Raw genomic sequence first — 13,487 nt, 5'->3', positions numbered from 1 at the left:
CATCATGGGCAACTTCGACTTCGTCCGCCAGACGCTCCCGTCGCTCCATGACGACTGCGCCCGGGCCGAGTCATATTTGTCGTCGGATCCGCGGTCCGCGTGCTTCTACAGCCGCCGCGTGGTCGAGGAACTGGTCGGCTACCTCTACACCGTCCTCTCACTGCCGATTCCCTACCGCGATGACCTCGCCGCGAAGATCAACGACGCCGCGTTCAAGGCCACGGTGCCTCAGGGAATCACGCAGAAACTGACTGCGATCCGTCGCATCGCGAACACCGCGGTGCACGAGACCCGCCAGATCCGTCCTGACGTGTCGCTGGCGGTGCTGCGAGAGTTGTTCCACGTCGTCGTGTGGACGTCGTACCACCACTCGCCTGAGCCCGCTGTGGTGCCGTTGCAGGCGCAGTTCGATCCCGCGCTCGCGGCCAAGGCAGCGCCGCTGTCACGCGAGGAAGTTGCCCGGCTCGCAACCAAGTTCCAGGAGCAGGACGACGCCCATGCCCGCCAGCTTGCCCAAAAGGACGAGCGGCTCGCCGCGCACCTGGCCGAGATCGCCGTGCTCAAGGCCCAGATCGCGACAGCTCAAGCGGAAACCGCCCCGGACACCAGGGACTACGACGAAGCCGCCGCCCGCGACCTGTTCATCGACGTTCTGCTTCAGGAAGCCGGCTGGACGCTGGATCAGGACCGGGATCGCGAGTACGAGGTCACCGGCATGCCCAACGCCGAAGGCAGAGGCTTCGTCGACTACGTCCTGTGGGGTGCCGATGGTCTGCCGCTCGCCGTCGTCGAGGCCAAGCGCACCTCAAAATCGCCAGAGGTAGGTCAGCAGCAGGCCAAGCTCTACGCCGACTGTCTGGAAAAGCAGTACGGTCGCCGGCCGGTGATCTTCTACACCAACGGCTACGAGCATCGGATCTGGGACGACGCGGGCTACCCGCCGCGCGAGATCCAGGGGTTCTACACCCGGGACGAGCTGGAGCTGCTCATCCAACGCCGCCAGACCAAGCTGCCGCTCTCCTCGGCGCAGGTCAACACCGACATCGCAGGCCGGCCCTACCAGGTGCGGGCGATCAAGGCCGTAGGGGATGCCTTCGACCGCAAACAGCGCGAAGCCCTGCTGGTCATGGCAACCGGGTCGGGCAAGACCCGCACCACCATCGCGCTCGTGGACCTGCTGCAGAAGGCTAACTGGGTCAAGCGAGTGCTCTTCCTCGCCGATCGCACCGCTTTGGTCAACCAGGCCGCGAACGGGTTCAAGGAACACCTGCCGGGGTCGACGACCGTAAACCTGGTGGTCGAGAAGGCTGTCGAGGGCCGCGTCTACATCTCGACCTACCCGACGATGATGAACCTCGTCAACGAGGTGGACAGTGGCAGACGCCGGTTCGGGCCGGGCTACTTCGACCTCATCGTGATCGACGAGGCTCACCGGTCCGTCTACGCCAAGTACGGCGCCATCTTCGACTACTTCGACGCACATCTCGTCGGCCTGACCGCGACGCCAAAGGACGAGGTCGACCACAACACGTACCGCCTTTTCCACCTCGAGGACGGCGTACCGACCGACAACTACTCGCTGGACGAGGCTGTCGATGCGGGATACCTCGTGCCCCCGAAAGGCTTCAGCGTCGGCACCCAGTTCCTGCGCTCGGGCATCAAGTACGACGACCTCACCGAGGACGAGAAGGACGAGTGGGACGCCCTGGACTGGGGTGAGGACGGTCCGCCTGAGGAGGTCGGGGCCGAGGAGCTCAACCGGTTCCTGTTCAACGAGGACACCGTCGACAAGGTCCTGGAGACGCTGATGACGCAGGGCCACAAGGTGGCCAGTGGTGACCGGCTAGGCAAGACGATCATCTTCGCCAAGGGCCAGAAGCACGCCGAGTTCATCGAGAAGCGCTTCAACCTCGCCTATCCCGAGCTCGCGGGGCACTTCGCACGCGTGATCACGTACGGCACGCCCTACGCGCAGTCGTTGATCGACGACTTCTCGGTCAAGGACAAAGCGCCGCACATCGCGATAAGCGTGGACATGCTCGACACCGGCATCGACGTGCCCGAGGTCGTCAACCTGGTCTTCTTCAAGATGGTGCGCTCGAAGTCGAAGTTTTGGCAGATGATCGGCCGTGGCACCCGGCTCAGCCCCGACCTGTTCGGGCCCGGTGACGACAAGGAAGACTTCCTCGTCTTCGACTTCTGCGGCAACCTCGAGTACTTCAGCCAGGACCTTCCCGGCTCCCCGGGCCAGAGCCAGAAGTCGCTGTCTCAGCGGCTGTTCGAGGCACGCCTCGGGCTATTGATCGGGCTGGGTGACACCGAGCCAGCCCTGCGTACCTCGACCGCGTCGACCTTGCACGAGGTCGTCGCCGGGATGAACCTCGACAACTTCGTCGTGCGCCCTCACCGTCGGACCGTCGAAAAGTACGCCGCCGCCGACGCCTGGAAGAAGATCACAGCGGAGGACTCCGAGGCGCTGCTCGCGGTCGCCGGATTGCCGTCCTCGGTTCGTGACGAGGACGAGGATGCCAAGCGCTTCGACCTTCTCGTCCTGCGCCGCCAGCTCGCCCAGCTCGACGGCGACGCCGTCCTCGCCGAACGACTGCGCGAGACCGTACAGCAGATCGCCGCTGCGCTTCTAGGGAAGACGACCATCCCGAGTGTCGCCGAGCAGGCGGTGCTGTTGGAGTTGGTCGCTGGTGACGAGTGGTGGATCGACGTCACCCTCCCCATGCTCGAGGAGGCCCGCCGCAAGCTACGCGGCCTGGTGCGCTTCATCGAGAAGACGTCGCGCAACCCGGTCTACACCCATTTCGAGGACATTCTTGGCGAAGGCATTGAGGTCGTCCTGCCCAGAGTCACGCCCGGCACCAACTTCGAGCGCTTCCGCGCCAAGGCCGAGGCGTATCTGCGCGAGCACCTTGACAACCTCACCCTTCAGCGACTTCGCCGCAACAAGCAGCTCACCCCCGATGACCTGACAGCGCTGGAGCAGATGCTCGTCGCGTCCGGTGGCCAGCACGTCGACATCGCCTGGGCCACCGAACAGGGCGGCGGCCTCGGCATCTTCGTGCGCAACCTGGTCGGACTTGACCGCTCCGCCGCCATCGAGGCCTTCGAGAAGTACCTCGACAACACCAAGTTCTCCGCCGCCCAGGTTCGTTTCGTGAACCTCATCGTCGACGAACTCACCAAGAACGGCGTGATGGACCCGGCCCGACTGTTCGAGTCGCCCTACACCGACCACGCCCCCACCGGCCCCGACTACTTCTTTCCCGACGCCGAGGTCGAGGTCATCGTGGAGACGTTGCACCACATCAAGCAGACCGCGGTCCCTGGCGAGGTCGCCTGACCTCCGCGCCCGTGCCTGCGCGGTCCGCGCTACGAGAGCCTAGGTACTGAGCCAGCCGCCTCCCAATCGGATGTCACCAGGTCGTCACGCGTGGAGTTTCAGCGCACCTCTATGGCAGGCGTGGTCCTCACTCGAGTACTCTCGGCCGCTGTCTTAGCTTAGGGCCTGTTCCGTCCCGTTGGCAGGGCCTTGGTGTTCGCTCCTCGTCGTGATGGCGCTGCCGGTGCGGGATGCCTATCAGGCGGCCGTCAACCGACGGCGACGCAGTGTCACGATCAGGCTCGGCGCTCGGGAATCTGCTCATCTGTCACGGCGCAGCCAGATCCGGCGCCCGTACAGGTGGCGCGAATCACGGTCCATCGAACAGGCTCAGCGATCTGGTCGACCATGATTGGGTGATCGACAACGGTGAGGGTTCCGCCGCAGTCTGGGCAATTGATCTTTCGGAGCTCGTCTCGCATGCAGTCACTCTCTCACGCATTGCTCCGTACCGAAGTCTCACGGCTCAAGCATGTCCCTGTCACCCGCGATCGAGACGATTCGCACTTGCACGCCCCGCGACTCTAGAGACGACGCCTGCCGGACGAGGTTGACTTTCGTGAAGGTGAAGAGCTCACCCGCGGTCAGTGCTGGACGATCGCTGCGGTGCATCGCCAAGATGACACGCGTGGGTTTGATTCCCAGCCTGCTAGGGTCGCCGTCCCTCGCGATGATCCTCTCGCGTAGTTTCTGGCGCGCCTGCTCGTCGTTGCAGAGGGCGTCCGCAGACACCAATGCTTGGGCGAGGAGATGGCTGGCCGCTGTTGACCGGTCAGTTCTCTTGACGTGGATGAGGGTCCCATCATGCAGGTACACGTCACATGCCTCGATGCCTCGACGGTGTAGATCCGTTGTGATGAGCTCGCGATCGAGGCACACTCCACCTACGGCAACTGCCAATTTCATGTTGTACGCCGCTTCGTGGTCGTCAGGGCCCCATGTCGGGAACTCGACGTCGTCGACGGCCTTAGCAAAAATCGCCTCGGTGCGCCTGTTCACGTTGTCAGCGTAGTCGTGGTGGATCTGGTACCAAGCTCCGTCGTACAGGGCGTAAGTACTTCCGTCGAGTTCGCACTGGAACCCCACCCAGCGGCGGAGCGGAATTGCTTGGCTGATGGGTTCCTGACCCTCGGCGTCACGAAAAAGTTGAATGCTGGCTCGATCGAGCCTATCTAGACGCTGACCCGGCGGATAGGTTCCTAGAGCCTCCGTTATTTCGTTCCACTCGGGCTGCCCCTCTCGGACTGTATTCGGTCTACGGGGCCCCAGGTTGCGTGGCAGCCACGAATCAGGAGTGCCATTCTCGTTGACTCGCTCGTGAGGCCAGGCCAACCCAATCGTCCCTTCACCCTCATCGAGGGCGGTCGAGAGGCGAGCATCGAGCGTCTTTCTGACCTCCGGGTTCTTTATCGCCGTCAATTGCTCGAGGATCTTCAGCGATTCGGGCGGTGGCACGGCAAGATTGTTCTCCAGCATGTCGATGTCTGCGGTGACCTCGTCGGGGGTGAGGCCGATGGGCACGTTGAGCGCGTCAGCCCCTCGGAGCTGAATGGGCATTCCGTCGGCTCGTGAAAGGTCGGGAAGGTTCGCTATTGCGACGATTCGGCTCACAGCCTCACCGATGTCTCCGATGCCGAAACCGAGCAACCCTTCACCTTGGGGAATGCTGGCTCGGGAGACGCGGGACCTCTCGTCCATGGTCGTAACGGTTAGTGAACGGAGGTTGTCGGGTTCGGCGGTCCGGATGGCCATCCGCTGGCCGAAGAGGTTGTCCAGTCTGCTTGGTTCGAGGAGCTGAAAGCCCATGCCATACGTCAGGGCGTATGCGACCGTTGGGTCGTCCGTAGCCTCCGGGCTTGGGCGTAGCACGAGTACACCTGCAGGAGTGGCGCCCGCGATGGCGACGGCGCGTCCGGTTAAGGCCGTCACGGTCGCGCACCAATCGGCGGTGTCCTTGGTCATTGCGCCGGTCAGGAGCAGTGCAGACCGCTCGCCGACCGCGACGTCGGCCACCTCGAAGCCGTTGCGGTCTAGGTACTTTGAGCGCAGGGCGTTCCTTAGGTGCTCGACTCCCGTCAAGCGGTAGATCGTCGTTCGGCGACCCTTCTTTTTGTCATTGACCTTACCCGCCACCACTCGTCACCTACTCGCTGTGCCGGCGAGACCAGTCTTTTTTCCCCGTCTTTGGGAAATCGAGGCAACTCCCACGGGGAGATCGGTCGTCGGGGTGCCGGCGAGGTCCCAAGCTTGCCAGTCCTGCAGGTAGCGAGGGGTGAGACCGATGGCGGCTGCGGCGGTGATGCTGTCATGACCAGCGTGGGTCATGGCCTTGGTGAGCCAGATTGCGTACTCGTGACCGACGGGGACCGGTTCGGTCTTGTTCCACTTGCGAGCACTGATCTGCTTGTAAAGGCTGCGGGCGTGCTGATCGTCGATGCGACCGAGTTGTCTGAGGCGGACCACGAGCATCTTGATGGCGACCCCCCACGTCTTCTTCAGTTCGGCCAGCGTGCTCAGGGTGACGCGGCCGCTGAGCCGGTCCAAGTCATCCACAAGAGCGTCAGCCGGTGTCAAAAAGGCTCCGGCGAAGCGGTGGGCCTGTTGCTCAACGAGGCGGGCCTGCTCGGCGGTGGCCGGAGGTGGCGTGGTGGCGTGGAGTGTGAGGTGACCAAGCTCATGGGCGACAGTGAACCGCTGCCGGTCCCCTGAAGGGCTGATGGTGCCGTCGTCGGCCACGTGAGGTCTACTAACCCTGATGACCGGGGTGGCATTTACGCGCTGCGAGAGGCCCATGTGACGACCGAGCTCGTCGTGCATAGGGAGCACCATCACGCCGAGACGCTCGATGCGGCGGATGCAGTTTCCGACCACGCTGCCGTCCTCGAGGCCGGCCGCGTGGCGTACCTCGCGGGCGAAGTCCTCGATGGCATCCTCATCGTTGGCGTCGTCGTCGAAGTGTGGCAAGGTCTCCGGGATCGGCTTAAGGCGCAGGGTGTCGAAGGCCTCTATGGCGATTTCGGTGTCGGCGACGTACCGGTCGACGGCCTTCTTCGAGGCGTCGGCATACGCGCGCAGCCAGGGCCGGGTAGCGGTCGATTGCGGCTGCGAGCGGGTCAGGTAGTCAGCGCTGCATCCGAGCGCGTCGGCGATGCGTGCCAGAGCCTCAGGGTCGAGGCCTTGGCGACCATGTTCTGCCATTGAGACGGCCCCAGTAGGAATGGCTGCGGTCGCGGCGAGCTGGGCCTGACTGAGGCTGTTGGCGATGCGTAGGCGCTGAATGCGGTGGCCAGTGTCGGCTGGGGTGGTGACCACGGTGTGCCTCTCGTGAGGGTGGGTGCGGACAACGGGCTGGGTCAGCCGGCCCCTACGGCACCTTCCTCGCCTTCCTCCTCGAAGTCATCCATCGGGAGGTCCTCGTCCGTGGGCTGGAACCCGCCGTCGCCTGTGGGCGGGCGGCCTACCAGCATGTACTCAGGGCCGAGGACCAGTGCGCCCGGGGTGCCATCGAGCCGGTCCAGGACCTGTGCGACGAACAGGTCTTCGACCTGGTTGTCCTGGTTCAGGGTGTACGCCAGCACCCATGGCTCCTCGAAGAACAACGAGTCACTGTCGGTCTGCAGGATGTTGTCGCTGCTGGAGAGAATCCGGAAGTCGTCCTCGTGCTTGCTCGCCGCTAGGACCCGGTAGCGGCGCAGGTAGCGGCGGTCAATGCTGCGCACGAGCCGGACGCCGCCGTCACCGGTCTCCAGGTCAAGCTCGACCCCGCCGACCGCAGCTGCGACGGCGGACTGCATCATGGAACGCGCCAGACCCGACCGGCCGCGCTCTCCCTCACGGAAGCATGGGTCTTGGTCCAGGGCGGTACCGATGTTGTGGCCCCGCTCGCTGAAGAACTCCCGGATGCCGAACGCGAGCCGCTCGAGACGGTCGAGCTCCTCCGGCGAAAGATGTGACATGAGCGTGAGGATATTCTATCGGATGTCACAACGCAAGCGGCTATCAGCACGTTGAGGTGACACGCCCCATCCAGAGCCCCAGAGCAGCCGACTGCTGGTTGAGCAACCACTCCGCTCATCGGCCCTCGGGCGGCTCGGAAGGGTCGTCGCACCCGAGCTGTATTCGGCTACTAGGAGACTTGGCGTCATGACCGGGTCGGGCCAGACTCGGTCTAGGTGCCCGGCGGGACGCTCTCAATTTCGGCTGCCCAGCCCTTGTGGTTGTGGTTCTCATCTGGACTGCGCCTCGTCGGGCGCCGCTGACGAGGCGTGGCTCAAGAGGGGACTGCCCTGCTCGTAGTAGCACTGCCCACCTCGCCGTTTCCCATACCGGTTCGAGGCGCCCATCGGAGGCGAGGAGCATGGCAGAGGTCATCATCGGGGTAGACCCCCACAAACTGTCCGCGACGATCGAGGTCGTGGACCGTCAGGAGCGGCTGGTCGCCACCGGCCGGTTCGGCACCGACCAGCGCGGCTACACCGCGATGCGGTCCTACGCCCGAACCTTTCCGCACCGGCTCTGGGCGGTCGAGGGCGCTAACGGCACCGGCCGCCCGCTGGCGCAGCGCCTGGTCGAGGACGGAGAACGTGTCGTGGACGTCCCGGCCAAGCTGGCCGCGCGGGTGCGGTTGTTCGACACCGGGCACAACCGTAAGACCGACGCCCTGGACGCCCACTCGATCGCCGTCGTCGCCGTCCGCACCTCGGGGTTGCGGGTGGTGCACCGCGACGGGGAGCTGGAGGCGTTGCGGATGCTGGCCGACCGCCGTGACGAGCTATCCCGGTTGCGGGTACAGACGGTCAACCGGCTCCAACGCCTGCTCGGGGAGCTGGTCCCCGGCACGAGGAAGAAGGACCTGTCAGCGTTGCAGGCCAAGAGGATGCTGGCCGGCGTCCGCCCTCGTGACGTCGCCGGGCGGACCCGTCGGCGGATGGCCGTGGAGGAGCTGGCTGACCTGGTCGCCGTCGACGCCAAGCTGAGGGCCATGAAGGCTGAGCTGAAGGCTGCGGTACTGGCCCGCGGGTCGCACCTGATGGACATCCACGGGGTCGGCCCGGCCGGTGCGGCCCGGATCCTGGCGGATGTCGGCGACGTCGCCCGCTTCCCGACCAGGGCGAGGTTCGCCTCGTGGACCGGGACCGCGCCCCTGGACGCGTCTTCGGGCCAGCAGATCCGCCACCGCCTCTCCCGGGCGGGGAACCGTCGGATGAACCACGTGCTGCACATCGCCGCGGTCGTCCAGCTGCGCAACGCCACCGAGGGGCGGGCCTACTTCGACCGCAAGGTTGCCGCCGGCAAGACCCCCAAGGAAGCCCTACGGGCACTAAAACGGCGCCTGTCCGACGTCGTGTACCGCCAGCTCGTCGCCGACGCCACCGTCACCCAGGACGCTCTCGAGGGCACCGAGCACGAGGCGGGTCCGGGAGGGCACTGCGGGGCGACTGACGTATCCAGCGCGGCCGACCTGCCCCCGCACATCGGCACTTCGGATCAGCCACTTCCCGGACCCGCACACCCGACGCTACCCCGGCCCGATCCCGGCGACCACCCCCTCCCGGTCCCGGCAGCGGCCCCCCAGCGCCGGCGCGCCGGAGCTGTCAAGGTGCAGCGCCCCACGGACGAACGACCTTGACGGCGACCAGCGGGGGCGCACCCTGAAAGCGACGGAACCGGGGGGCCCTTGACACAGAGGGGAACCAGAGTCGTCATGTCTCGTACGCGTGGTGAACAACCCTGTACTGCGGTCGGGATGGCCTCGAGCCCGGCAACGAGGACAAAGATCCCGCGGTTGACTCGTTGCTCTTGCGGTGCTTGTCGGCCTTCGAGCTTGCGGTAGCACCTCGAGAAGCCTTGGCGGCCCGAAGCCGAAGCGCTGCTCGTTCGGTCGGCGCGACCGCATCGCCTTCTCCAGACGACCGTCTCACCAGCAGCATGGTACGAGACACAGGGCTGCCGCCGGACGCGACGACCCTAGAAGCCGCGAGGTTGGCACCCGGCCGAGCTTATCGCCGACTCAGCCAGTCGACCGCGTCCGTACTTAGGCTTCAGCACGCTACCCAAGACCGCCACGCCACGCCACGCGCACGTCGAAGTCGTCCGGCCTCCACGGACCTGACTGCCACCGCGCAGCTTCAGTCCACTTGAGCAGCCCAGACGCCGTGACGCCCTCAACGGCGACGTCCCCCACCACTTCTCGCTCCGCTCATGTCCCCACACACCTTTTTCATCCTGGCCCGCTCCGTGGCCACTCGCCGTCCGGTTGCGGCCTTGGGGGGCGTGACGATGACGCTGCACAAGCTGTCGGCGGGGTCGGGGTATGAGTACCTCACCCGTCAGGTTGCGGCGGGGGACGACTCCGGGATCGGTCGCCGCGGGCTGGAGGACTACTACGCGGCCAAGGGCGAGTCGCCCGGCCGCTGGACCGGCTCGGGCCTGGTCGGGATCGACGGGCTCGAACCCGGTGACCGGGTCACCTCGGAGCAGATGCGCCACTTGTTCGGTGCCGGCCGTCATCCGTTGACGGGTGTGGCGTTGGGTGCGGCCTACCGGGTTTACGACAGCGACGGGGGAGGTTTCAATGCGGAGGTCGCCCGCCGGCTGGAAGGACGTGCTGACGGCTCGACGGAGCCCGCGGAGCGACTGGCTGAAGCCGCTGCGGCGCGCAACGAGGTGGCACGGGAGTACTTCGCCCGCGAGCAGGGGAGGGAGCCACGTGATGCCCGGGAGCTGGCCTCCGCGCTAACTCGGTACTCAAGGCCGCAGCGGACGGCCGTGGCCGGGTATGACCTGACGTTCAGCCCGGTGAAGTCGGTGTCGACACTGTGGGCCATCGCCCCGCCAGAGATCTCCCAGGTGGTCGCGGAGGCGCACGAGGCCGCGGTGCAGGACGCGCTGACCTTCCTCGAGCGCCAGGTGCTGTACACGCGAGAGGGCAAGAACGGGGCACGCCAGGTCGAGACCAGAGGGCTCATCGCGGCGGCCTTCACCCACCGGGACTCTCGGGACGGCGACCCCGATCTGCATACCCACGTCGCGGTCGCCAACAAGGTGCAGACCGTCGAGGGCAAGTGGCTGTCGATCTACGGACGGGTGCTGCACCAGCATGTCGTCGCCGCGTCGGAGGTCTACAACACTGCCGTTGAGGCTCACCTGCGTGCTTCCCTTGGGATCCGTTTCGTTGAGCGGCCAGGCGGGAGCGCGGACAGGCGGCCGGTCCGTGAGGTCGAGGGTGTCGACCGCACGTTGTGCGAGCTGTGGTCCCGGCGCCGGGGTGACATCACCGCCCGGCAAGAAGTGCTGTCCCGGCAGTTCCTGGAGGCGCACGGGCGGCCGCCGACACCGGTGGAGCAGATCGCCCTGGCCCAGCAGGCCAACCTGGAGACCCGGGCGGCCAAGCACGAGCCGCGATCCCTGGCGGCCCAGCGCGACACGTGGTGGGCCGAGGCGGCCGGGGTGCTTGGGGCGGAGGGGGTCCAGCAGATGGTGGCGACCGTGCTGGGCCAGACAGGGCGCCCGGTGGAGGGGGTGTCCGAGGACTGGGTCCACGAGGCGGCGCAGCGGGTGGTCGCCGAGGTCGAGGCGCGGCGCGCCACCTGGCAGGTCTGGCACCTGCAGGCCGAGGCCCAGCGCCAGGTCCGCGGCCTGGACCTGCACCCGAGCATGGTCGTTGACGTCGTCGGGCGGGTCGTCGACGCGGCGACGGTCGCGCGCTCGGTCAACCTCACCCCAGACCTGGACCCCATCCCCGAGCCGGGAGCCCTGCGGCGAAGCGACGGCACCAGCGTGTACCGCCATACCGGCAGCGACCACTACACCAGCCTGCGGGTCCTGGAGGCCGAGCAGCGGATCACCTCGGCCGCCGCCCGGGGCGATGGTGCTGCGTTCGCCCGTGAGGACGCTCAGCTCGCGGTGCTCGAGGCCTCCGTGCAGGGGAGGGACCTCAACCGCGGGCAGGCGGACCTGGTCCTGGCGCTGGCCTCCAGCGGTCGCCGGGTGCAGCTCGTCCTGGCCCCGGCAGGCTCGGGCAAGACCACAGCCATGCGGGTCCTCGCCGACGCATGGCGTGCCCACGTTGGTCCCGTGATCGGGCTCGCGCCCTCCGCGGCCGCGGCGAGCGTGCTCGCCGAGGCGACCGGCATACCGTCCGAGACGCTGGACAAGCTCGTCCACGACCTCGAGCACGGGCGCCGGTCCTGGCTGGACGACGCGATCGGGCCGGACACCCTCGTCGTGGTCGACGAGGCGGGTATGGCGGACACGCTCACCCTTGACCGGGTGATCACGCACGCGCTGGGCCGGGGCGCCTCGGTCCGGCTCATCGGCGACGACCAGCAGCTTGCCGCCGTCGGCGCCGGCGGAGTGCTGCGCGACATCGCCAACGCCCACGGAGCCGTACGCCTGGATGAGGTGGTCCGGTTCTCCGACTCCGCCGAGGCCGAGGCGACCCTGGCGTTGCGGGCCGGCGACGCCACCGCGCTAGGGTTCTACCTCGACCGGGACCGCGTGCACGTCGGGGACGTCGCCACCACCGTCGAGGCGGTCTTCACCGCCTGGTCCCGGGACCGCGCGAGCGGGCGGGACTGCCTCATGCTCGCACCCACCCGCGAGCTCGTCACCAGCCTCAACACCCGCGCGCGCGCTGCGCGCCTGGGTGGCGGCACTCCTGACCGCGAGGTGCTCCTCGCCGACGGCACCCGCGCCTCCGCCGGGGACGTCGTCATCACCCGGCGCAACGACCGACGGCTGGGCGTCGGCAGCACCGACTGGGTCAAGAACGGTGACCGGTGGACCGTCACCGCGGTCGACGGACCCGCCCTGAGCGTCCGTCACCTCAGCTCCGGGCTGCGGACGAGGCTGCCGGCCGGTTACGTCGCTGAGCACGTCGAGCTCGGGTATGCCGCGACCGTGCACACGGCCCAGGGTGTCACCACCGACACCATGCACGGCATCATCACCGGGCAGGAGTCCCGGCAGCTGCTCTACACCATGCTCACCCGGGGGCGGCACGAGAACCACGTGCATGTCGTGTCGGCCACCGACACAGACGGGCACACCCTGCCGCTGATCGAGACGACCAGCCCGGCCACCGCGACCGAGACCCTGCAGGGCGTGCTTGCACGTGACGGTGCCGCGGTCTCGGCGACCACCGAGAGGGCACGAGCGGCCGACCCGGCGGCACTGCTGCACCAGGCAGCCGAACGGTACGAGGACGGCCTCCTTGCCGGCGCCGAGAGGCTCCTCGGCCCTGGCTGGGGCGATGACATCGAGTCTGCCGCCGCCGCCTTGGTCCCAGGCCTCACCCACGCCCCGGCGTGGCCCAGCCTGCGTGCCCACCTGATGCTCACCCAGGCCGACGGGCGCGACGCCCTCCAGACACTCACGAACGCGTCCACCTACCGGGGGCTCGGCGACGCCGACGACCCTGCCGCCGTCCTGCTCTCGCGTCTTGACCGCAGGCCGGCAGGCGGTCCCCTCCCATGGCTGCCCGCCATCCCGAAGCGGCTTGCCACCGATCCCGTCTGGGGCGGCTACCTCACCGCCCGTGCCGAACGAGTGAGGAGCCTGGCCGCCCAGGTGCGTCAGGGAACCACCCCCGAGCAGCAATGGGCCGCGCCCCTCGCGCACCACATCAGCCCCGAGCTCGTCGCCGACCTCACCGTGTGGCGGGCCGCCCGAGCCGTCGACCACAGTGACCTGCGCCCGGTGGGGCCGCCGGACGCCGGGGGAGCGGCCGGCCGGTACGCACGCGGCCTCCTCTGCCGGGTCACCGGCCAGCTGCCCGACGCGCTCCGGCACTGGGAGCGTCTCATCGTCGAGCACGTCGGACACCGGGACTGGTTCACCCCGCAGCTGGCCGAGCGTCTCGACCGTCTGCACCGTGCCGGCGTCGACGTACCCGACCGGCTGGAGCAGGCGGCGGACCAGGGCCCTCTTCCAGACGACGAGGCGACCTCGGCCCTGTGGTTCCGCGTTATCGACCCGCAGCACAAGAGTGCATGGGCCTCTGCGCACCGGACCGCGCCGCAGGGGGTGCGTCCAGAGGACTACTGCCCTGCCCCGTCCGGTCCTGCTCTTCACGGTCCCAGCCGTTGATGCCGAC

The 13,487-nt window shown here is 67.4% G+C and carries 6 protein-coding genes; 3 read left to right on the top strand and 3 right to left on the bottom strand.

What is annotated here, in order from left to right:
• Positions 1 to 4: 4 nt before the first annotated feature.
• Complete coding sequence (locus LVO85_RS13355; protein ID WP_232747989.1) at positions 5 to 3,352, top strand: DEAD/DEAH box helicase family protein; 3,348 nt, start codon at positions 5 to 7, stop codon at positions 3,350 to 3,352.
• Between the two features lie 498 nt (positions 3,353 to 3,850).
• Here LVO85_RS13355 and LVO85_RS13350 read toward each other — a convergent pair whose 3' ends face one another.
• From LVO85_RS13350 to LVO85_RS13340, 3 genes are read right to left on the bottom strand one after another with little or no spacing between them, the layout of a single operon-like run.
• Entirely contained in the window at positions 3,851 to 5,524 is a 1,674-nt protein-coding gene (locus tag LVO85_RS13350) for a DUF6119 family protein (RefSeq protein WP_232747988.1), read from the bottom strand.
• 6 nt (positions 5,525 to 5,530) lie between these two features.
• Positions 5,531 to 6,703 (bottom strand): helix-turn-helix domain-containing protein, encoded by a 1,173-nt coding sequence (locus LVO85_RS13345; RefSeq protein WP_232747987.1) that lies wholly within the window; start codon positions 6,701 to 6,703, stop codon positions 5,531 to 5,533.
• A gap of 41 nt (positions 6,704 to 6,744) precedes the next feature.
• A complete protein-coding gene (locus tag LVO85_RS13340) occupies positions 6,745 to 7,347 on the bottom strand; it encodes a hypothetical protein (RefSeq protein ID WP_232747986.1) in 603 nt (200 codons plus the stop codon).
• Positions 7,348 to 7,748: 401 nt separating this feature from the next.
• On the opposite strand from LVO85_RS13340, the gene LVO85_RS13335 reads away from it, so the two are divergent.
• Together LVO85_RS13335 and mobF are read left to right on the top strand one after the other, a co-directional pair.
• On the top strand, positions 7,749 to 9,020 hold the full coding sequence (locus tag LVO85_RS13335; protein WP_232747985.1) for an IS110 family RNA-guided transposase: 1,272 nt from the start codon (positions 7,749 to 7,751) through the stop codon (positions 9,018 to 9,020).
• Between the two features lie 650 nt (positions 9,021 to 9,670).
• A complete protein-coding gene (gene mobF / locus LVO85_RS13330) occupies positions 9,671 to 13,480 on the top strand; it encodes a MobF family relaxase (protein WP_232747984.1) in 3,810 nt (1,269 codons plus the stop codon).
• Positions 13,481 to 13,487 lie beyond the last annotated feature (7 nt).

It is taken from the genome of Ornithinimicrobium sediminis, assembly GCF_021272345.1.
In the GTDB taxonomy this organism is placed as follows: domain Bacteria; phylum Actinomycetota; class Actinomycetes; order Actinomycetales; family Dermatophilaceae; genus Ornithinicoccus; species Ornithinicoccus sediminis_B.
This window is presented reverse-complemented; position numbering and strand designations above follow the sequence as displayed.